Origin of the sequence: Paenibacillus sp. TC-CSREp1 (genome assembly GCF_050171015.1) — a bacterium.
GTDB lineage: Bacteria > Bacillota > Bacilli > Paenibacillales > Paenibacillaceae > Paenibacillus > Paenibacillus silvae.
On record NZ_JBNOKM010000004.1, the window covers coordinates 39554 to 61203 of the forward strand.

At 39.1% G+C, this 21650-nt stretch carries 16 protein-coding genes and 2 pseudogenes; 14 read left to right on the plus strand and 4 right to left on the minus strand.

Going from position 1 to position 21650, the window contains the following annotated elements; all coding sequences use genetic code 11:
• Positions 1 to 42 precede the first annotated feature (42 nt).
• The 7 genes from ACQSGY_RS06865 (at position 43) to ACQSGY_RS06895 (ending at position 9357) form a co-directional block, all read left to right on the plus strand.
• Positions 43 to 4974 carry a DNRLRE domain-containing protein gene (locus ACQSGY_RS06865; protein WP_427051247.1) on the plus strand — a complete coding sequence of 1644 codons (4932 nt, stop codon included), beginning with the start codon at positions 43 to 45 and terminating at the stop codon, positions 4972 to 4974.
• A 17-nt stretch (positions 4975 to 4991) separates the two neighbouring features.
• Positions 4992 to 5723, plus strand: a complete 732-nt coding sequence (locus tag ACQSGY_RS06870) for a hypothetical protein (RefSeq protein WP_427051248.1) — start codon at positions 4992 to 4994, stop codon at positions 5721 to 5723.
• A gap of 327 nt (positions 5724 to 6050) precedes the next feature.
• Positions 6051 to 6353 carry an immunity 53 family protein gene (locus tag ACQSGY_RS06875; protein WP_427051249.1) on the plus strand — a complete coding sequence of 101 codons (303 nt, stop codon included), beginning with the start codon at positions 6051 to 6053 and terminating at the stop codon, positions 6351 to 6353.
• 1166 nt (positions 6354 to 7519) lie between these two features.
• The gene (locus ACQSGY_RS06880) at positions 7520 to 7645 is read left to right on the plus strand and encodes a hypothetical protein (RefSeq protein ID WP_427051250.1); all 126 of its coding nucleotides are present in this window, start codon (positions 7520 to 7522) and stop codon (positions 7643 to 7645) included.
• Positions 7646 to 7767: 122 nt separating this feature from the next.
• Complete coding sequence (locus ACQSGY_RS06885) at positions 7768 to 7878, plus strand: PD-(D/E)XK nuclease family transposase (RefSeq protein ID WP_427051251.1); 111 nt, start codon at positions 7768 to 7770, stop codon at positions 7876 to 7878.
• Positions 7879 to 8047: 169 nt separating this feature from the next.
• On the plus strand, positions 8048 to 8860 hold the full coding sequence (locus ACQSGY_RS06890; protein ID WP_427051252.1) for an Rpn family recombination-promoting nuclease/putative transposase: 813 nt from the start codon (positions 8048 to 8050) through the stop codon (positions 8858 to 8860).
• Positions 8861 to 9120: 260 nt separating this feature from the next.
• Positions 9121 to 9357: a hypothetical protein gene (locus tag ACQSGY_RS06895; protein WP_427051253.1), complete on the plus strand. Its 237-nt coding sequence runs from the start codon at positions 9121 to 9123 to the stop codon at positions 9355 to 9357.
• Positions 9358 to 9914: 557 nt separating this feature from the next.
• Here ACQSGY_RS06895 and ACQSGY_RS06900 read toward each other — a convergent pair.
• Both ACQSGY_RS06900 and ACQSGY_RS06905 read right to left on the minus strand, forming a co-directional pair.
• On the minus strand, positions 9915 to 10550 hold the full coding sequence (locus ACQSGY_RS06900; protein ID WP_427051254.1) for a YczE/YyaS/YitT family protein: 636 nt from the start codon (positions 10548 to 10550) through the stop codon (positions 9915 to 9917).
• Positions 10547 to 10987: a GNAT family N-acetyltransferase gene (locus ACQSGY_RS06905; RefSeq protein ID WP_427051255.1), complete on the minus strand. Its 441-nt coding sequence runs from the start codon at positions 10985 to 10987 to the stop codon at positions 10547 to 10549. The genes ACQSGY_RS06900 and ACQSGY_RS06905 overlap by 4 nt, the downstream gene beginning before the upstream one ends.
• A gap of 527 nt (positions 10988 to 11514) precedes the next feature.
• Here ACQSGY_RS06905 and ACQSGY_RS06910 point away from each other — a divergent pair.
• A pseudogene (locus tag ACQSGY_RS06910) lies at positions 11515 to 12141 on the plus strand (pirin family protein); the annotation flags it as partial.
• Positions 12142 to 13431: 1290 nt separating this feature from the next.
• On the opposite strand, the gene ACQSGY_RS06915 reads toward ACQSGY_RS06910, so the two are convergent.
• The gene (locus ACQSGY_RS06915; RefSeq protein ID WP_427051256.1) at positions 13432 to 14106 is read right to left on the minus strand and encodes an SDR family NAD(P)-dependent oxidoreductase; all 675 of its coding nucleotides are present in this window, start codon (positions 14104 to 14106) and stop codon (positions 13432 to 13434) included.
• A gap of 120 nt (positions 14107 to 14226) precedes the next feature.
• Here ACQSGY_RS06915 and ACQSGY_RS06920 point away from each other — a divergent pair, with 120 nt between their 5' ends.
• Positions 14227 to 14820 carry a TetR/AcrR family transcriptional regulator gene (locus tag ACQSGY_RS06920; protein WP_427051257.1) on the plus strand — a complete coding sequence of 198 codons (594 nt, stop codon included), beginning with the start codon at positions 14227 to 14229 and terminating at the stop codon, positions 14818 to 14820.
• Between the two features lie 159 nt (positions 14821 to 14979).
• On the opposite strand, the pseudogene ACQSGY_RS06925 reads toward ACQSGY_RS06920, so the two are convergent.
• A pseudogene (locus ACQSGY_RS06925) lies at positions 14980 to 15281 on the minus strand (transposase); the annotation flags it as partial.
• 723 nt (positions 15282 to 16004) lie between these two features.
• Between ACQSGY_RS06925 and ACQSGY_RS06930 the strand changes: the two are divergent.
• The 5 genes from ACQSGY_RS06930 (at position 16005) to ACQSGY_RS06950 (ending at position 21636) form a co-directional block, all read left to right on the plus strand.
• Positions 16005 to 16130 carry a YjcZ family sporulation protein gene (locus ACQSGY_RS06930; RefSeq protein ID WP_427051258.1) on the plus strand — a complete coding sequence of 42 codons (126 nt, stop codon included), beginning with the start codon at positions 16005 to 16007 and terminating at the stop codon, positions 16128 to 16130.
• 997 nt (positions 16131 to 17127) lie between these two features.
• Positions 17128 to 17289: a beta-L-arabinofuranosidase domain-containing protein gene (locus ACQSGY_RS06935; RefSeq protein ID WP_427051260.1), complete on the plus strand. Its 162-nt coding sequence runs from the start codon at positions 17128 to 17130 to the stop codon at positions 17287 to 17289.
• Between the two features lie 246 nt (positions 17290 to 17535).
• Positions 17536 to 18078, plus strand: a complete 543-nt coding sequence (locus tag ACQSGY_RS06940; protein ID WP_427051261.1) for a hypothetical protein — start codon at positions 17536 to 17538, stop codon at positions 18076 to 18078.
• Positions 18079 to 18994: 916 nt separating this feature from the next.
• Entirely contained in the window at positions 18995 to 20026 is a 1032-nt protein-coding gene (locus tag ACQSGY_RS06945; RefSeq protein WP_427051262.1) for a LacI family DNA-binding transcriptional regulator, read from the plus strand.
• A gap of 299 nt (positions 20027 to 20325) precedes the next feature.
• Positions 20326 to 21636 carry an ABC transporter substrate-binding protein gene (locus ACQSGY_RS06950; RefSeq protein WP_427051263.1) on the plus strand — a complete coding sequence of 437 codons (1311 nt, stop codon included), beginning with the start codon at positions 20326 to 20328 and terminating at the stop codon, positions 21634 to 21636.
• The last annotated feature ends 14 nt before the right edge of the window (positions 21637 to 21650 follow it).

Sequence of the window (21650 nt, forward strand, 5' to 3'; positions counted from 1 at the left end):
ATAACTCTTCTTGCTGTAAAAAAATAGACAAGGGGATACAACATGAGAAAGAAACACAAATTTTGGAATAAGGTGATCAGCTTAATTATTGCTGGCTCCTTGATTTCTACATCATCGCTAAATAATACCACTGCTTGGGGGAGCCCCTCAGCCGAAAGATCAACACTTCAAGAAAGCAACACTTCAGACGATTCTAACTTGTCGTCCAACAACACCCCAAAAGAGATTGCTTCGCTCCGAAGTGAAAAATCGAAGACATTCGCAAATGAGAATGGAACGTACACAACTCAAATTTCTGAAACTCCCATTCACTATCAAGATCCCTCAAATCAAGAGTGGAAGCCGATTGATAACCGTTTAAACACGACGAGTCAAACGGCTTACAATAACGATCATGAATTCAAAGTAGAAATGAACAAGAAACATTCTGTTTCTGATAATTTGATAGAGATCAAAGAGGATAAATTCCGCATTGGTCTAAACCCCATAGCGGAAACAAATACGTTAACAACTACGCAAAGCATCTCTAGCACAAAGCCGGCAGGGATTGTTAAGAATAATGTAATGACGTATAAGGGGCTTTATCCCGATACTGATTTAATTTATACCCTGGGAAACGATAGACTCAAAGAAGAGCTTAAACTCAGCAAAAAGCCGACAGGAAAAAAGTCAGTGATTTACTCCTTTTCCTTAACTCTGGGTAATTTGGATTATCGCCAGGAACAGGATGGCTCCGTTTCCTTGATTAACCCATCTACTGGCGATATTGAATATATCATCGATAAACCGTTAATGTATGACTCTTTTATACCCGAAGGTTATCAGCAGGTAGAGGGAGTTAATGCTTACCCTGAAGAATCTCTTTCCTACGATATTCACTATGAATTGAAAGAGAAAAAGGGACAGTTATACATTGACGTGATCCCAAGTATCGCATGGCTTAATGATGCATCTCGTGTATACCCAGTCACCATCGATCCGACGATTGTTAAATTTCAACCGACATACCGCTTAGCGGATACCAATATACGTAGTGCTTTTCCCAAACAAACCGGAGCAACCGATACGACACTAGGTGTTGGTCTATATAAAGACGCTACTAGCTCTAATGTCATCCGTTCTCTCATTCAGTTTGATACATCGACCATTCCACAGGGGGCAAAGGTGTTAACGGCTGATTTGAACCTCTGGTTAGCTTCCGTTTCAAATAATACTAATGTAGATATCACACTAAATAGTGTCAATAAAGCATGGACAGAATACTCTGCATCCTGGATGTATGCAGATGCTACGAACTTGTGGAGTAAACAGGGTGGAGATTTCAATGCTTCGCAAGTCGCTACAACTGCAGTTGGACCGTTAACCTCACTTGCAGCAAATTATAAGTGGTCTTTGCCTGCGAATATGTTAGAAAAGTGGATAAATGACCCTACAACAAACAAAGGTTTTATGTTGAAAAGCAATTCAGAAACAACTAACAGCTACAAGAAGTTTATATCCGGTGATGACACGGCCAATCCAGATTACACGCCGCTTTTAAGCGTGACATACACCTCTGCTAGCCGACTTGGTCTAAAAGATTATTGGACATATGATAGTCATCCGATAGCTAACGGAACTAGTTATACCAATTTGGGCACGGGGAACAATATCATCCAGTTTAATGATTATTCCGTAACAGGTAGAGGAGATACCTCCGTAGACTTCATGCGGACATATAATTCAAAATCTAGCGAGTCTTCACCGTTTGGCTACGGATGGTATTATACGGGTGGTGAAACCATCGTAGATGCTTACAAAACCGGAGACGTATTGTTTACAGACCACACTGGATCTGCTTATGAATTCAAATATAACGCATCAAACAATACGTATACGCCTTCAGCGGGCGAATATCTGACACTAAAAAAGGTGAAAAGTAGCTCAGGGGCCACGACGGGTTATGACTTAACGGACAAACATGGATACCTGATGCATTTCGATACGGTTTCTAACGATGATCAAGTAAGCATCACTCAAGCCAAACTCAGTTATGAACAAGATATGCATGGAAACCGAATTACGTATAAACGGAATGGGGACGGAGCACTAACGGGTATAGAGGACCCATCAGGACGTACCATTGCATTTGAATATACTTCAGATGGGTTAGTTGATTATGCCATGCTAGAAGGGCGGAAAACTGATTATACGTATCAGAATGGAAAGTTAGTCACTGTAGATCAGTATAGTGAGGATGGCACTTATAGCCGAACTCAGTTTAGTTATGGTGGAAATTACATTAAAACCATTTTTGACCCGAATAATCGATTAACCACGTATACCTATGATCAAGAGTACTTGGTTAAAGTGCAGGAACCTTCAACCGTTTCGGTTACAGATGCAAGTGACCGGCCGGCAACCCAGTACAAATATGACACCACTGCACGTACAGCAGACGTAACAAATGCAAACGGCCATACGACAAACTATACGCTGAACGCTAACTTTGTGGCGGAGAAAATCCAAGATGCCAAGGGTGAAATCACTCAGTTTGTCCTAGATGCAAACTATAATGTCAAGAAAGTAACCAATCCAGATGGAACTGTTGCTGAGCAGACATATGATAGTAAAGGTAATGTTCTAACTCAAATCGATGAGGTTGGAAATGTTACAACTTATGAGTACGACGACTTGAATCATGTTCTCAAAGAAATTGATCCTAGACAAAATGTTACCAATTACTCGTATACCGCAGCTGGTGATCTGGAAACCATCGTGGATGCCAAGCAAAAGGTTACGCGTTATGAATATGACGCCTATGGAAACTTAAAAAAGACGACGTATCCAGACCAATCAATAGAAACGTACAGCTACGATGATAAAGGTAACGATATCAAATCGGTAATTGATGCAGCTGGGAACACAACAACAGTAACAACAGATGCGGTTGGGAATATGACCGCAAATACCGACGGAAATAACAATCGTACTGATTACCATTATGATAAGTTAAATCGCCTGAAATCAGTAATTGATCCCAAGCAAAAAGAGACAACGTATGAGTATGATACAGCCGGAAACTTGACTAAAACGATTAATCCAAAACAGGCTGTAGTTCAGTATGAATACAATGGTCAAAATCAGTTAATGAAAAAGACCGATGCCATTGGCAAGGTGACTGATAACAAATATGATTCAAATGGCAACCTAATGGAGACCACGACTCCTAATGGGAACACAATCTCTTCAACCTTCACGGCCTTGGATCAACTCAAAACTATAAGTATAGATGGGCAACAAAAGTGGTCTTACGAATATGATGAGAATGGGTTACTTGTCAATGTAAATAATGGTGCCCGTTCCTTCACGTATAAGTCTGACGGATTGCCTGAAACAGAGGTAGATAGAGGACATCAAAAGTCGTATGACTATAATGCGAATAGTGGACTTCAGGAGCTCTCATATTCAACTGGTGCACATTCGTCTACTGTAAATTATGATTACACGGAGTTAGATCAAGTAAAAAGTATTTCCAAAGATAATCAAAACCTCATTTCTTATCAGTACAATGATATGGGTGCAATGGAACAAGCCGATCGAGCAAACGGAATTGTAACCAAGGCTGACTACGATACGGGGGAACAGTTGCGCACTTACGGTGATTACTCCAGCACAGGAAGTGTACTTCGCGAGTACGAATACACGTATGACTCTAATGAGAATGTAAAGACAATTCATTCAGAATTAGGTGATACAGCGTATGAGTACGATACGCTTAACCAACTCGAACAAGAAACTCTACCCGATGGAACAACAATTAAATACCAATATGACGACGTGGGTAATCGGAAACAAAAAGTCGTTGTCACCAATGGGCAGGAGCAAACCACTGTATACGAGCATAATAACGCCAATCAATTAACTTCTGTTAATGGACAATCTTATCAATATGACAATAATGGAAACCTATTAAACGATGGAAAACAAACGTATATATATGACGAACTGGATCAATTAATTGAAGTGCAAGATCAATCTGGTCAGAGAATACAACACTATAGTTATGATGAACAAGGGCGACGTATCCAGTCCATTGGTCAGTCCGGAACGATAAATTTCTTCTATGATGGCGATGAAGTCATCTATGAAACGGATGGAAATAACAAAACACTTCGAGAGTATACGTGGGATGATAGTGGAAGTCCGGTAGCAATGACTAAAGATGGGCATACCTATTATTACCACTTGAACGGTCATGGAGATGTCGTTAGTTTAACGGATCAAACTGGTAACGAAGTAGTCCAGTATGAATATGATGCATGGGGGAATATTGTAAATCAGAGTGGCTCGCTTGCGGATGAAAATCCATACCGTTATGCTAGTTATAGATACAATACAGAAACTGGATTATATTATCTGATGACCAGAAATTACAATCCGCAACTAGGTTCCTTTATTTCTCTGGATTCAGAACAAGATATGGATCTGGATAATCCGTTGAATCGGAATGGATATAGTTATGGATTAAATAATCCAGTTGCATTTGTGGATGATGATGGAAATAATCCATTTATAATATTTGTTATCGTCTTTGTTGTAAAGGTAGTCGTTAAAAAAGTAGTCAAAGCTGCTGTTAAGAAGACTGCTAAAAAGGCTGCCGGAAAAGCGATAAAAAAAGCAACTCATGGTAATAGTAAAGCAAGTAAAAAAACACAGCATGGATATGAAATATCAGAGAAATCAACAGGAGATGTTGTGAAAACAGGGATTAGTGGACAAAAGTTAAATAAAAATGGGACTTCTCCACGAGCAAACAGTCAAGTCAACAAATGGAATAAAAATGCTGGTACTAATAAGTATGAAGCAAGAGTAGTTAAATCTAAAATGCGTAACAGACAACAAGCCCTCGAATGGGAAAAAAAGAATGCTCAAAAACTATGGGACAAGGGAAATTCAATGAGTAAACATCAAAGACCACGCCCATGGGAATAAAGTTAGGAGAGAATCAGATGTTTTTAAAAGAATTTGACTTAGACTTACCATATATTGCGAATGATGAAAAAATTGAATCTATAATGAAAACACAAAAATGTGAGTACAACGAAGCAACAAAATTAGATTATGAATTGAATTGGAAATGGAAAAGACGTTCATTTAGATTGGAAACTCGCTGTATTACAGCGATGTTTGAACGTTTATTTGGGAAATACAAAACGAAAGATTGTTGGAAAGTCCTAATAGAATGTGTAGAAAACATTTCGGACGAAAGAATTGTTAATGATTCAGGTGTATGTTCGGCGCCAATCCAATTTAATTTGGATGACTTTCGTGCAAAAAATGAGTTGGAGAAAAAAAAGGTTACGCTTCGACTACTCATGGACGGGATCGAAAAACTTGCTCTACGTAATGGTTGGAAGATTGATCCATTTAGAGAAATAGCATTACAAATAGAAGAGTTAGGTTATGTAAATGAATGGACTTGGAAAAAAACAGTAAAGAGTCCTAATAAGAAGTACAATGCTGAAGTTATATGCCATCATAATGTAGAAAGCATGGATATATTCATATCTGTTTTAAAACGTGATGGTACGCAAGTGCTTTTAGAAAAGGTCATATCAGAACAACCAGATGAATTTGCTTATGCTAAGCATTTAGGCGAACTTAAATGGGAATCTGATTTTGAAGTTGCTTTGATCAATAAAAAAGGAAATGAAAAGTATTTGGTAGCCATAGAACACTAATTATAATTGTATAAGGACAATATAATTAGTTCAGTGAATGTCGCTATTTATGTTAATAACCCTGTTCAAGTAGACAAAAAACACGAAATTTAAACTGCGACCGTTTCTCGGCATACCACCGGGGAATGGTCCTTTAGCTTTTTAAGGATTTGGTTTCGGCTATATAGAGCAGAAATACAGATAACCATGCCCACTTAATGGAAAAGGGAAGGGACATATCAACAATTTAACAAAACAAGATGTACCAACACCTCGTGTTAAAGACAAATCAATGCCTGGGGGAGTTAGACCGAAAGGAAAAGATGAAATTCCGCAGAAGAGGTAGAGATGATGAACACATTAAAATGGCTTCAAAACTGGTATCTTGAAAACTGTAATGGTGATTGGGAGCATTCATACGGTGTTAAAATTGATACTGTGGATAATCCCGGTTGGTCTGTCAGAATCGATTTGACAGATACTTTTTTAGAGGATGTTCCGTTTGATATGATCGAAGAAGAGAGAAATGAAGAAGATTGGTTCTATTGTATTGTGAGGGATAGAGTGTTTCACGGTGCAGGTGGAGCAACAAATTTGGAAGAAGTACTCGACTGCTTCAAAAATTGGGTTTCGAGTGTAGAGAGAAGTTAATTATTGTAGTACCTGAGGAAGAGACCTTGATTTGTTAAATGCCTTATAAGGACTTTTTTATCCTTTATTGAGATATATCTAGGACTAATCTTTTCTAGGTGTTTTGGTATTCCTTAATATTTGAAAGAGCGGCTGGCTATTATAGTTACTCTTATAAGAGCGAGACTATTCAAAGATGTCAAATTTGATACTGCGTTTGGCCAACCTAAGTTAACTCTGGGTGATTTCGGAGGTAGTCAAAATTGTTTGAGATAAATTACCGTATTATTATTGATAAGAGTTACTGGAAAACGATGAACCTAGAGCAATTTGAAAAAGAAGGGGGAATTGAAGGTTTCTTTCAACTAAACCTGCATTCCGCTATTACCATAATAGGGAACTGGGCGAGGGTGAAGAAGGTTTTGACATTATTTCAACTTGGTTATCAAATTTATTAGAAGTATGTCTGTTAATAGATGATACTAAGTATGTAGCGATAAAGGATACGGAATCCTATAATACATGGATTGAGTTTACTTATGCTGATAATGACTTACTAGTGAGTGTGGTTTAGTCTGACTGCCTCATTAGTGAATATCTCATTACCAATCCTTTAGCAAATCGAGTTTATCCCGAATGGAGAGATATCCAGGTCAATAGTGAGAAGTTTATCACAGAGGTAGTTAATAAGACGAAAAATTTTATTAATGAGCTATCTCAAATAAACTCTCTCCTAAGTAAGAGCCAAAGAATAGTTCAGTTACAATCACTGCTCGACAAAACAAGACGGTAGATATAATGAGAGTATTGTGACATTATTCAAAATCAATCCGTACTTATCCTTTTATGATATGAATTACAATAGGTAATTAGAAAAATGCTGTAGAGGGACTAAAACCTATTCCCATTGAAGTCGCTACTTCTTTAGCGGCTTTTTATTTTTATTCGGTCAAGTTGATTTTTCCCATCTTTGATCTAAATGCATAACTGATTTGAAAAATAACTAGAGGAACAATTGAAGTGTTCGGGCAAGGTCGAAAGTGGAATGAGATACCTGTACCAGACGTATTACTGAACTATCTACTTGAGGTAGAAAAGGAAAGGATTTCTCCTTACAGACTTCAGGCAATCCAAATGTTAATGATATGAAACTTTCATGCCATAAATTAAGGAACTCTTTTGCTACCATGTTACTGAAAAATGATGTAGATATACGCGATGTGAAGGAACTTATGGGGCATTCTTCGATTGAAACAACTATGATTATACGCACGTTAAGGATGAAAAGAAGAACAGAGCTATGGCAACCGTAAATGTTTCGTGAATACAAAGCTTATGCTGGTAAGGCATAAATAGGTTGATGTTTGCATGAAATTTGCTTTGAACACTTTGATTTTTGGTGTAATGGAAGTGTATATAGAGTGGAGTTGCTGTTATGGATTTGCATGATCCCAGAGTAGATTTTGTCTTCAAACGTATCTTTGGCAGTGAAAATAATAAAGACGTATTACTGGCATTTCTGAATCGAGTCCTTAAACTGAATTAAAGCAAAGCCACAACAGATAAGCCAAAGATTTTATTGTTCCCTTGAACACCATTGGCGAATAGAACCCTTATGCTGGACAGGCATAAATAGGTTGATGCCTGTATGAAACTTGTTTTGAACGCTCAGATTTTTGGTATAATGGAAATGGATATAGAATGGAGTTGCTGTTATGGAATTACTTGATCCCAGAGTAGATTTTGTCTTCAAACGTATCTTTGGCAGTGAAAACAATAAAGACGTATTACTGGCATTTCTGAATCGAGTCCTTACTGAAGCGGGAGATCCACCACTTACAGAGATCATCCTCATGAATCCATACACGGACAAAGATGATCCGCTCGATAAGCAATCGATCTTTGATGTTTATGCTAAAACCTCAGAGGGAAAACTTATTGATATTGAAATGCAGCTATTTAATAAGTACGACATTGAGAAAAGAACGTTATTTTACTGGAGTAAACGATATTCCAGTCAACTTCATGAGGGAGAGAAGTATCAGGAGTTGAAAAAATGTGTCACAATTAATATTCTGAACTATGCCTTTTTAGCCAATGATAATTACCATAGTACTTTTCATCTTCGAGAAGACCGGACAGGTTTAACCCTAATTGATGATATCGAGATTCATTTTCTGGAATTAACTAAATTAGATGACGTTATTCCATCACAAGGTGGTCTTGAGAACTGGTTGTTATTTCTGAAGGGTGTCGATACTACACATTGGGAGGTGCTGAAGATGAATGAACCAGGATTAGAGAAGGCTATGGATACCTTGCAATTTTTGAGCCAGGACTCCGAAGCGCGTCGCTTGTATGAAGCGCGTCAGAAATATTTGCATGATGAAGCGTCGATGCTAGAAGGAGCTCGAAAAGCGGGTATCACAGAAGTGGCCAAAAATATGTTGGATTTGAATTTGGATATATCAACGATCGCTAAGGCAACTGGGATGACTGAACAAGAAATTATTCAATTGAAAAGATAAGCTCTTTTTTATAAGCCGCTATCTTAGCGGCTTTTTGTTTTGTGAAGTAGAGACTTGAGTTAGCAAGTGAACAAAAAACAAACTGCATATGATATGATTTCATCACCAGTTTTGTTCAATCTTCTCTCTGAGGAGATCATTTTACGAAGTATTTATTTACATGTAGGAGTTGGATTGCTATGGTTTCAGTTACGTAGAGAGTGGATTGGAATAAACAGAAACCTAGAAGCCCTTGGAGATAATTTGAAAGGAGAAACAGTATGTACAGTTATGAAGAGTTTATTGAGGATTTAAATCTTGGACATGAAGTGGAGTTTGACTTAAACGATTTCCACTTTTTAATCAGTTATAATGAAGATGGATGGTATTGCGTTAAACAAAATGAAGAAGTTCAACTTAGATATGACTCTGTGGAACAGTTAATATCAAATTCCAAAATTGAGGGCAAAACAATAAAGGAGTTATGGAACCATATTATCGTGACTAGTGTATTTTGATAATTTTCTAGAGAAACAACATATTCCGTTGAAAGCCGCTTTTTTTAGCGGCTATTGAGGGTTTGACCACCATGACCATTCCAATAAAATTGAGATGTTCAGGCTCAAAAGAAAGGAAGGTCACATGATGTCGAGGGACAAGAACATATTCCCATTGAAGTCGCTAATTTAGCGGCTTTTTTATTTTATCGGTACAAGTTCTTGTCCCAAGCTAAGGACAAGAACTTGTACCGATTACCGAAATGGACAAGAACTTGATCCGATTGCCGATTAGGTGAATATCTAAATACGGAGCGCATGTAAGTTTGTGCAGATAAATGCAATAATACAGGACATTTTTTCGTCTTAATGGAACCACTGCTCAAGGAGAGGTAACCAGCAGCTAATAGTTACTCAAAAAAACGGAATTTAGTAACTGGAAAAAGCTGAGGAGGGACAAGAACTTGTTCCGATTCCCGAAATGGACACGAACTTGTTCCCATTTCCGATTAGGAAGAGACCGAAATAAGGAATTATATACATAAGATATTCACATCGATGAATGGTTTCCATTCAATTCATAAATTCCTTAGTTCTGTTGAACTCAATTTTTCTATCATTTTACCAATACATGGCATAAAGACATTTAAAATGGCCCCACTGAAGCAGACAGACAGTGCAGTTCCTATACCTATGGGTCCATTAAAAATGAATGCCATGAACAGGAATACAATGTTAATCAGAGTTCTCGCAAAAAATATATTCGTTCGAGTTATTTTTTTGAGTGAGAGTGTTAATCGATCGATCGGAATCGGTGCAAAATTGGTCTGTAGATACAAGGCCGTTCCTATTCCTGCAACAATCAAACCGCAACCGAAACACAAAAATTTGAAAAACAATAGATCAGGTGCCACCCAAGTCCGTAACAATAACAGCCAGAAGTCAATACAAAAGCCTGTTATAAGGGCAGTTACTAATCCCAAATATTCAGGTTTCTGTTTTTGTAGCAACGAATTGAAAAATATCATAACTAGAGCAAGGATAATCTCCCAGCTGCCAACAGTTAAACCTACGTTTAGGGACAATCCGACCAGAAGAGCATCGAATGGAGAGCTTCCAAGCTCTGATTGTATGGTCAACGTAATGCCAAGAGTTAGAATCAAGATACCTATTGCATAAATTAAATATTGATTTACGCGTGATAACGGCATCATTTCGATAATAAATCTTTCACCATTAGATAATGCGGTATTCCATCTTCCATAAATACATCGGAGGTAGTCTGGTATCCTAGCTTGTGATAAAATCCCTCTGCATGTGTCTGTCCGTGTAATTTAACTTTGGATATTCCTTTATTTTCTGCAATCTCTTCCAGTGATGTAACGATTAATTTACCAAGACCATATTGGCGATAAGGCTTTAAGATACATATTCGATCTAATTTACCTACGCCATCTCGAATAATAATTCTGCCTGTTCCGGCGGGTAGTTCATTAAAATAGACCAGGATGTGCTCACACTTTCCATCTAAATTATCATAATCATCAAACTCATCTTCAAGTGGTACATTTTGTTCTTTCACAAACACTTCTTCTCTTATTTGAAAAGCGATGTTGAGCTCCTCAATGGAGTCTATTTTTTTTGATTTCATTTCTTATAATCCTCTCAGAAATTCATTTTGTAATTAAAAACAAATTAATCATACTTTTTAGGATGATTATAAATGATATTATTTTTGTTGTAAATACAACAAAAATGAAGTAACAAGGACATAATATTAAAATCACCTCAGGAGGTGTCGAGGGACAAGAACATATTCCCATTGAAGTCGCTATTTTAGCGGCTTTTTTATTTAATCGGTACAAGTTCTTGTCCTAAGCCAAGGACAAGAACGCTATCGCGGGTGGAGGGATATAGAATTGAGATGTTCAGGCTCAAAAAGAAAGGAATGGTTATTTATTAATTCATTTCATTATATTAAGCGCTTTCAAAGAAAATCTAAAGTATTTTTAGTTTTACCGGCGTTTATTCATATCGGAGAACAATTAGAAGGGTAAGGCGTGAAGGTTGAAGCGATTGATTTTTCCATCTCGAGAACATTTGGAAGAGCATTCCGTTGCAGCACTTAACCATTACTTCGTAAATTAAATTAACATTATAATAGAAGGAGTGATCCAAGTGGCAGCACATAAACCCTTTCAAAGAGAGATTAAAGATTATTGGTATCCAAAATACAATAAAAATGGATATCCCCATTTGCAACAAGGTATCATTCTTAATCCTGAACGAAACAAAGAGTTTGACCCATTTATTTTAATGGCCGAAGACTGGTATAAGCGTGGGGTTTTTGCTGATCATCCTCACCGCGGTTTTCAAACGGTAACATATGTGGTTGATGGAAGGCTGGAACATATTGATAACGCAGGCGGTTACAGTATTATGGATGCTGGTGATGTCCAATACATGAATGCCGGTTGGGCAGCCAGACATGCCGAACAAGCTTTTGATGATGATCTTATTCATACTTTACAAGTATGGTTGAATCTTCCGAGAAGTTTAAAGCACACTGAAACATCCTACCAGAACGTTCGAGTTGAAGATGCTCCTATTGTGAAATTCGAAGGTGGTTCAGTTCGGGTGTATTCTGGAGATATCGCCGGAGTAGAAGGCCCGATCGATAGTTTGGTTCCCATTACAATGTCAGAGATTTCACTGAGTGAAGGTGCTGAATATACTCATCTTTTACCTGAGAATCATAATTCGTTCTTGTACATGTTGGCAGGAGAAATGGAGTTCGGGCACAATAGGTAGATTTGGACCACCCGCTGTAAAATAATTGATAGGAGAGGTTAACGTGATATCAATCATTATTTGTCAAGGGACAAGAACATTGTTCCATTCTAAGTCGCTATTATAGCGCTTTTTTTGTTTTAATGAACCAAGTTCTTGTCCCAAGCTGAGGACAAGAACTTGGTTCATTTGCCGAAAAGGACAAGAACATTGTGTCATTTCGGATTAGGTAATTATCTAAATAGTATCATGATGGTAGCATATGAACATTAAGACTTCGCTTAAATAACGATTTTTTGTATCAAGAATAGGTTTTTCGAACCTAAGGCAAGAACTTAGTACCAATAATGAAAAGTTTAAGAACATGGCATTTGAGAAAATTAATTTTGACAATCTTTGTAGCGCTCGGACTAACTGAGCTGAACGAAACTCCATCTTCTGACGAAGAAACTCTGGCAATTACAGGCACAAATCCGCTTTAATTAAACACCATATCAAAAAATGTTCCAGAGTAATCATGACTAGATATCCAGGATAGAAAATTGAATCAGACCCAGTCAGCTATTCAATATCTGGAGGAGCATACAGAATTTGAATTCAGACAAACCATTTGTTAGCTACGCAGCATATCAACCAACTATGAAGAATTCCAGCAGCTCGGTATGCAGGATGACTATATTTTTCAATCACGTCAGACACACGTACCTCAATGCCTCCACTTGCGTGAGTATTAAGAATAGCCTTATAGTCATTCGCATTAACTGTTCCGATCCATATATTTTGCTTATTCCCATTTAAATTGTATGGGATATAGACATATAGAGTTTGGGATTGTGTATTAGTAATATACACTCTGGTATAATCGTATCCAGTCCAGTCTTCTGATTCCAATATTTTCCTGAACCAGTGAGTTTAACGTCAGTTATAGGTAAGTACTTGGTAAATGGTGTGATTTCAAGAAGAGATGAGTCTATGATAATTGCAAATCGTGATGGAGCTTCAGCTGCAAAGGCTGAATCGGACGACACCGACGTTAATGCGGCTACTACAAAAAAATTCTCTCCAATTTTAGATTATTCCCACTTATTAACTGTCAAAAAAAATTTTTAATAGAATATAAAACAATAATATTAAAAATAGTTTCATTTTTTAAGGGATATATATCTAGTAAGTCAAAAGGAGCTAATGAAGAAGATATAGAGCAGGTATTTTTAAAACTGCATGTTATATGCATTTATTTAAAGTGAAATGAGATAAATGGTGGCAAAAAAGCTGTTAACGAAACAGATATTATGCAATTTTTGATTAGAATGCTTTGAGTTCCTTAAGTTCTTTTGGAAAAGTTGACTCAAATTCTTTTTGTTGAAGTAATTCATACCATGCATCTGCAATTAAATCCGGGTCACTCTCAGTTCCAGTCTGAATTGGTACACCTATGGACAAATGACCAATATAAATGCCTTGATCTTTTAATGCAGTGTGAAGATTAGTAGCGTAATTTCGTGTTCCTGACATCACTATTCCGACATTCCCCAAAAAAGGAATAGGAGTTATAGATGAAATACCGGTAGTAAAAAGGATAGCCCCATCTCTATTTTGCTGCATTTGTGGCAAAGCTTCATTGACAGACAGGATAGCAGGAAGCAAATATCCATTCACTTGGGCCATTACACTTTCAGGAGTTGTCTCCAAAACGGAAGTGAACGTTTGAGAAGGTGAGAAGGGACTGAACTCAAGTACATCAATACTTCCAAAGTTTTCTTTAATGGATCGCAACGCCTTTTTAAGTTGGGACGGATCGTTCAGATCAGCTACGTAAGACCTCGCTTGAATCTTTAATTCTGTCAGTTCCTGGACCATAGCGTCTAACTTAGAGGCATTGCGTGAGATTAAAGCTACTGCAAACTGATTTGCACCGAATTTTTTTGCCAGAGATAAACCCAAACCTGGGCCGGCGCCTACAATTGCTATTGTTTTCATGGACTCTACCACCTTTATTTCATATAATTGCTTTACTAGATAAAGTTTATCTTTCTTACATTTCACAAACAACCAACAATATGCGAGATTTGTTGGCTTAGGTCAAAGGAGTGTCTGCTAATGGGACTTAAGGTCAAACATATGCGAAATACCCGAACAAAAGATTTGATATTCGAAGCTTTTGTGGAGCTTGTAAATGAGAAAGATTTTGAAAAGATTACGATACAAAATGTGACGGTACAAGCCAGAATTAATCGGGCTACGTTTTATTCTCATTTTCAGGATAAATACGAATTCTTGGAAAAAAGTACAATGGACTCTGCTATTGAATTAATACACGGACAGACCGGTGGAATATGTGTATTTACAGAGGAGAAGATACGAAAATTGGTGCATGTTGTTTTTAAATATCACCAGCAGGTAAAAACAAATTGCCACCGCAGCTATAAAAGCATTACTCCGTTACTTCGGAAACAAATGATACAAGCCCTGCAAAGTTATTTTAATTCTTGTCTTCATCATATGTGTGTCGATGATTTTACATTTTATTCTCAAATGTATTCCACAATGATTTATGATGCAGTCAACCTACGGTTAACCGAGCAAACGTCTTTATCCGAAGCGGAAATTGCTGATAAAATGGTTCACCTGATTGGATCTAGTCGACCATTCATTGTGGACTCACAGACTCCGTTAATTGGACAGGAACATTAAGAAGAGGATATTTATCGTTCATACATTGTTAGCACTTGAGTAATAATCTTTTGAAAGCTTGGTTCTATAGAGTCATGGATTGTCGAGAAACCCTGTACTTTTTTCAAAGTACGGGGTTTCTCATATTTTAAGTGTCGTTTAAAACGGGAATAGGGGAGATCACCTTCCTTTTTCCAGGTGACCCAAGTGGATCGCCATCTTCGCGATCTTCTTCATGTTCTGCACATGTTCTCTGACGTTTTGCAGCTCGCGCAAACGGCAATAGTGAACCCATGAAGCTCTTTGGCATCTGCGCAGCTTCGCTCAATTGTCTCTTTTCGTTTTCGGTAGAGATATTTCCAGGATCGACTGAGCCGGTTGCCTCGCACCCATTCTTTGCTGTCCTCCCAGACATGACGGGTCACCACTTTTCGCTGGTTGCAAGATCGTGTGCATTGGTTTAATAACGGGCATCTCTTGCAATGCTGTGTTTACCCAAAGTCAGATCGACCATCATCTTGAAGTTATTACAAAACAACAATTTCCAGATGGCTGTTGGCCTATTAGCTAGGAAGCTTCAGGGCCTGTTTCAGAATTGGAGTGCCGTGGTCGAGTGACTATAGATGCCGTTTGTAAGGTTATCTGCACACGGCGTAATATAAAAGATTGAACAAAGGCTATCCCTCACAAAAGGATGGCCTTAAAACTTCTGTTTGAGACAGCATCGTGAACCGTATGACAATTCATTAAGCTAGTGGGAAACTATAGCTCATATAATCTTTCGTCCAACATTTTGGATTTATATTTCTCTATGAGTGCTGAGAGATTTTGCCCCAATCCACAAACCGCGCTTTTCTTTATTGACGGTGAGTGGGGCACTTAATAGAAAAATGCTACCTTATGTTGTAAACGATGTCCTATCAATGTCACGGGTATTAGAAAAGGATTTTTGCACTGTACATACTCTGTGAAATTAATCGATATGTTCCAGCTTTTTTAGCACGTGAGCTTGTACCTCTATGAACACTTAAGAAAGGAAAAAAACAAACCGTGAAGTAGGCAGCTACAAGGAACCTTAGTCATTTGAATACATCGTTGCATTTAAACTTTCTGGCCCCAGTTGGTGGCCTGTTTTTTGTAATAGCCTTGTCAAAATGGATGTACCTGAATAATCTATCTCATATTACAAAGAGAAGGAATGAAGCATGAGTGAAGTTGGGTATGGTTATGTAGGAGCAGTGAGTGGAGGATATGGTGGTTTTACGTCCATTGGTGCAATGCTCGTACTCTTTATTTTATTGGTCATTATCTCAAAGGCTCTCTTAGTTTAAAAGTTCACTTCTTGTGCCCGCCAGCTTTGCTGGCGGTTTTTTGTTTGTTTATGTTAGTTGAACGATGATAAAAAATAGAAAATTATAAGTAAAGATAACAGAGCACAATTCAATTCCATGAAAGTTATTGAGAGAGGAAAATAATTATTTTTGGTAGGTGTCGAGAGACAATAACATATTCCCATTGAAGTCGCTATTTTAGCGGCTTCTCTATTTTATTGGTACAAGTTCTTGTCCCTCGACATCGGGATAAGAACTTGTACCAATAAAACGAATATTCGCTGCCCTCCATCAAGTACCTTAAAACAAGAAAATTTTCAATTTTTCGGCACAACTGAAACGGTGATAGGTCTGACACTGGAAGCAATTATTAGTAAAGCGAAATATCGGACCGAAACTAACTGTTGAGGACAAGAACTTGAACCGATTTCCGAAATAGACAAGAACATGTTCTCAATTACGATTAGGTTATATCTAATTAATTGTTCTGCTCGTTAATCCATTAAACTAACGGCAGGTTAGCTTCAGTTATAATCAAATTAGGACGAAAAAAATCACTTTTGTATCAATGGAGGTTTTTGATTATGAGTAATAGTTCAATTCTTAATGGGATTGAAATACGTAAAGCTTATCACAGTTACCTTCAATCTTGATGAATCTCTTCATTGAAACTGTAACTTGGCTAAGAGGTATTCGATAAATCCTATGGGATTTTCTCGATGGTTGTGGGAAAGAGGATGTGCTTGAAAGTATTTTGAATAAAACAGCGTCCGTGCTTCATAATAAATGCACAACAATTAATTGGTATAGTTACTATTCGGTTAGATCCAGATAGCTAGGGCAATAGAGAATTGAGTTTGTAAGTAAGTAAAGGACTCTGAAAGTAAAAGTTGGATCGATCCTTCCAAAATCACATAGCAGATTAACTTGCGGGCAGTAATGAATTTACAATATTTTGAAATAGTTCAGTTCTTTCTTTATACAACTTTGTCAGGATGTGTTCACAAACAAACATGCGAATACCCAAATTCCGGAGATTCTCGGTGCAGCCAGAGCGTGGGAAGTTACAGGAGAGGTACGTTATCGTAAACTTGTCGAAGCGTTCTGGACATGCGTCGTTACAGATCGAGGCTATGTCGCCACAGGAGCAGTGTGTTAATTACAATATGATGCGATTAAGTCATACGCTGCTTCGATGGACAGGAGATGTGGCTTAAGCTGATTATTGGGAGAGGAGATTATTCAATGGCGTTCTGGCACACCAGCACGATACAACTGGCATGATTTCCTATTTTATAGGTATCAGTGATTTAATTTCCAAAAATCGGGGTGCGCCAACGCAACATTTCTGCGCTGTCATGGGACATTGGTTCAAGCGAATACCTCGTACACCGAAGAGGTTTTTATGAAAGATAATCAGGGCATCGCTGTGTTACAGTGGTTACCTGCATCCGTGACGACCACGCTTGACGACAGCACGGTTCGTATGACGATCCGTCAGGATGGACAACAAGGCGTCTACCCCCTGCATGGCTGGAATGTGAAAGGCATGAGAGCCGTTACAGAAGTGCACGTTCCCCCGCTTCCCGCTCACCGACTGAAAAGTGTGGTCTATGAAATTCAGATTTCGTCTTCTCAAGATACGGCGTTTCGCCTGTTATTACGCCGGGCAGAGATTGCAATAAACGGCGTTAATTGTGAAGGGGATTGGACAGCGGCATCTTATGCAGAACTCGAGCGAATATGGACAGATGGTGACATCATTTCGGTTATCCTTCCAAAATCGTTGACTATGGAGGAACTTCCAGGGGAATCAGGAACATACGCTTTTCTGAATGGCCCTGTCGTATTGGCAGGACTTGTGAGCGAAGATTGCGTTCTTCGGGAAAGAACAGCGGAACCGGAAAGCTCACTGAAACCGGATCGAGAGCGCAATCATAGCTGGTAGAATATGGGGTATTACCTGAAGTGGGGAGATAATCTGCGAATCCGTTTTATGCCTTTATACGAGATCAAGGATCTGCCATACACTGTCTATTTTCCGTTAAAGACCCTATCAAAAGGGCAGTAAACCTGGCAAAATGTGCATTCTAACAGCAAAAAGAAATACTTGTGATGAAGAAAAATTGAATGTCAAGGCTGGGTGTAAATATCAAGGATGACGAACAATAGCCATAGAGCTTTGGGAACGAAATGAGCAAATATTAAAAGCCCAAAAAATCTTGGTTTGAAACTCAAGAAACAAGGTATGTTTCGCAACATAAATACCATACTTGTGGGGCGACAGTCAGGAATCTATCGGGATTGTCGCTATTGCTTATCTTTATATGCATATAGATTAATGATTTAATAACCAGTTGAAATAAACACTTATCCGTTCCGACTTGCGCTCTGTTAGCGGCAAAATATATCAAGATTTCAAAGACGGATACATCTACATCATGACAGAAACGGAATAAAGATGGTAGTCTTGTCAAATCTTTGAGGCTTCCACAGTCTTCGCTCAAATCGTGAACGAACGCTTGAAGCGAGGATACTTTCCTGGATTCTTGAAAACTAGTCATTCAGTTCAGTAATAATTTCTTTTTTGTTTGGTTAGAGATTGCAGGGAAGAGGAATAAAGAAATTAGCGTACCATTCTGTGATGATGATATCGTTGTCGAGGGACTAGAACATGGTCCCATTAAAGTCTCTATTCTAATTGCCCGATACACTTCTGTTTCTGTAGGGGGAATGTGGTGGGACAACAGTTCGGATTGCTACCCTTCAATTAAAGCGGAGGGAATCCAAAGTCAAAACATTGACATCAGTTGCCGATTGTGAAAAAATAAATGTAAACGTTTATACAAATAGGAGTGCGCCAAATGATCAAGACTATTAAAGATGTCGCTAGGGAAGCCAATGTCTCCATTGCCACCGTATCCCGTGTAATCAACGGCAAAGACAGGGTTAAGAAAGAGACCAAGGAAAAAATTCAACAAGCGATCGAAAAGCTGAATTACGTGCCGGACCAAGCGGCGAGAACGATGATAAATAAAAAAACAAAGACGATCGGCTTTGTAGTGCCCGTCCTATCCAACGAGTACTGGGCCAAACTGGCCGAATTAATTCAAAGAAAGCTGCTGAGAAAAGGCTACACGCTGATCGTGACCACTTCATACGATGAGCGAGAAAGCGAAAATCCGTGCCTCAGCACGCTGCTCGAGCGTAAAGTGGACGGCCTACTGATCGGTACAATGGCGAATGATGTGCAGGCAGAGAATACCAAGTACTTGCAGATGTTTATCGATCAAGGGATCCCGACAGTATCTTTCTCTTCGCTTTCTTTGAATGTCACTACGATTTTAGGGGACGCTTTGGCTAGCTCACTTAAAGCTGTAGAGCATCTGATTCAGCTGGGTCATAAGCGAATCGCATTCATTGGCTCTCTATCCACTGGTATTGACAGAGAACTGGGTTATCGGAATGCCTTGATGTTGAATCAGATCACCGTGGATGAAAGTTTGATTATAAGCAGTAGGAATGATCATGTGTATCACTTCACCAAATACGGCTATCAGTGCGTCCAAAAGCTAATTTCGGACAACACGGATTTCACAGGTTTGTTTTGCTCGAACGACTTGATTGCCATCGGAGCGATCAAAGCGCTTGAGGATTTCGGCATCAGTGTGCCCGCCGAAAAATCTGTAGTCGGCTTTGACGATATCGATATGGCAGGCTTGTACAGGCCAGCGCTGACCACTGTCAAGCAGCCCATTGAGGATATGGCGGCTACGGCTGTGGCTACATTACTTGAGCAAATCGAGCATCCGAATGGCAGTTACGTTCATAAAAAAATATCGTTCCCGATGGAATTGGTAGTTCGACAAAGCTGCAGCTCCCCAAAATCTTCTTGACAAACCTAGACGGGAGCTCTTATCTTATTAAATGTAAACGTTTTTACAAATAGTTCGGTAATGTGATGTGATTTATTATTAAATCTTTCGTAACAGGTTTGCATGAGTGGCTCTAACTGAAGGAAACTGCCGGAAATTGAAGGAAATCGATACGGTAGGTGTGGATTCAGATTTTGCAAGCATTTGTAAGAACGTTTACATTGATTTTAACTGGAGGTGATCTACCAATCAGATTTCGTACTTGGGAAGATGACTGAATACCAAAAAATTCAATCCAATTTAAAACAGGGGGAATTGATATGGCTAAGAAAACGCTCGTAACACTAATAGCCGCTACACTTTCACTATTACTTGCCGCTTGCTCGAGTTCGAACGGAGGCGGAGGTGATGCCGCCAAGAATGGATCTAGTTCCGAGAAAGCCGTAGAAATCACGTTCTGGGACATGGCATGGGGTCCGACCTCTTATGCAGATGAAGCCAAGAAACTGGTAGAGAAATTCAACAGCGAACATTCGAATATTAAAGTCACTTACCAGTCGACGCCATGGGCGAACTGGTACCAGACGTTCTCTAACGCGATCTCCGCCGGTTCTCCGCCGGATATTAGCACAGGTGCAGGCTACCAAGCATTTCAATTTACCGATGTAGGCGAAATTCTTCCAATCGACGACGTCATCGACGAATTGAAGAAAGCAGGTAAGCTTGATGATTTCGTTCCTGGTTCTGTGGAAGCGCTTAAATATAACGGCCATTACGTTGCGCTGCCATGGATGATCGACATCCGGGTACCTTGGTACCGGAAAGACTTGTTTGAAAAGGCCGGCATTACGACGCCTCCGAAAAGTTGGGATGAGTTTAGAGTAGACATGAAGAAGTTGTCCGGGAACGGAAACTACGGTCTCGCTTTGCCGGGAAACGACCCCTTGGGTATTCATGCTATCATGACACTCATGCTGGGTAACGGCGGAGGCATATTTACGAGTGACAAGAAAGTTGATTTTATGAATGACCGTAATGTGGAGGCATTTCAATTTCTGGCAGATATGCTGAAAGATGGATCGATCAACCCGGCCATGGCAGGAATGAACAAGGACGATGCCCTCAAAGAGTATGGTGCAGGCCAAGCAGCAGTTTTCATCCACACGCCGTCCTTCCCGGAGAATTTTCCCGACTTGGAAGACAAGATATCCGTTCTCGAGCCGCTTGCCGGCCCGCATGGAGACAAGCAGACGTTGGGATGGGTTAACAACATGATGATCTATAAGCAAAGCAAGCATCCGGAAGAAGCTAAAGTCTTCATGAAGTGGTGGATCGAGAACAACAAGACGCTATGGACGGAAGGCAAGTCAGGCGGGTTCCCTGCAAGAACGTCCTTCATGAAAGACGATTACTGGACACAAGATCCTAATTTGAAAATGATTTCGGAAAAGTATTTGCCGATCATGAAGCTGCCAGCTAACAAATATTCAGGGGCGTTTCCTGAGCTCAACCAGATTGAAGGCGATGGCTCGATGATGCAATTGGTGCAGAAGCTGATCAGTGGCAAGCCGGTAAAAGATTCGATGGAGGAAGCGGCTAGTAAAGTGAAGGAAATTATGAAGGAACAGTAAATCATTCAACGGGT

Excerpts from the sequence above, each read along its gene's own strand:
- ACQSGY_RS06865 (WP_427051247.1), top strand. The coding sequence starts at position 43 with ATGAGAAAGAAACACAAATTTTGGAATAAGGTGATCAGCTTAATTATT.
- ACQSGY_RS06870 (WP_427051248.1), top strand. The coding sequence starts at position 4,992 with ATGTTTTTAAAAGAATTTGACTTAGACTTACCATATATTGCGAATGAT.
- ACQSGY_RS06875 (WP_427051249.1), top strand. The coding sequence starts at position 6,051 with ATGATGAACACATTAAAATGGCTTCAAAACTGGTATCTTGAAAACTGT.
- ACQSGY_RS06880 (WP_427051250.1), top strand. The coding sequence starts at position 7,520 with ATGTTACTGAAAAATGATGTAGATATACGCGATGTGAAGGAACTTATG.
- ACQSGY_RS06885 (WP_427051251.1), top strand. The coding sequence starts at position 7,768 with ATGGATTTGCATGATCCCAGAGTAGATTTTGTCTTCAAACGTATCTTT.
- ACQSGY_RS06890 (WP_427051252.1), top strand. The coding sequence starts at position 8,048 with ATGGAATTACTTGATCCCAGAGTAGATTTTGTCTTCAAACGTATCTTT.
- ACQSGY_RS06895 (WP_427051253.1), top strand. The coding sequence starts at position 9,121 with ATGTACAGTTATGAAGAGTTTATTGAGGATTTAAATCTTGGACATGAA.
- ACQSGY_RS06900 (WP_427051254.1), bottom strand. The coding sequence starts at position 10,550 with ATGATGCCGTTATCACGCGTAAATCAATATTTAATTTATGCAATAGGT.
- ACQSGY_RS06905 (WP_427051255.1), bottom strand. The coding sequence starts at position 10,987 with ATGAAATCAAAAAAAATAGACTCCATTGAGGAGCTCAACATCGCTTTT.
- ACQSGY_RS06915 (WP_427051256.1), bottom strand. The coding sequence starts at position 14,106 with ATGAAAACAATAGCAATTGTAGGCGCCGGCCCAGGTTTGGGTTTATCT.
- ACQSGY_RS06920 (WP_427051257.1), top strand. The coding sequence starts at position 14,227 with ATGGGACTTAAGGTCAAACATATGCGAAATACCCGAACAAAAGATTTG.
- ACQSGY_RS06930 (WP_427051258.1), top strand. The coding sequence starts at position 16,005 with ATGAGTGAAGTTGGGTATGGTTATGTAGGAGCAGTGAGTGGAGGATAT.
- ACQSGY_RS06940 (WP_427051261.1), top strand. The coding sequence starts at position 17,536 with ATGAAAGATAATCAGGGCATCGCTGTGTTACAGTGGTTACCTGCATCC.
- ACQSGY_RS06945 (WP_427051262.1), top strand. The coding sequence starts at position 18,995 with ATGATCAAGACTATTAAAGATGTCGCTAGGGAAGCCAATGTCTCCATT.
- ACQSGY_RS06950 (WP_427051263.1), top strand. The coding sequence starts at position 20,326 with ATGGCTAAGAAAACGCTCGTAACACTAATAGCCGCTACACTTTCACTA.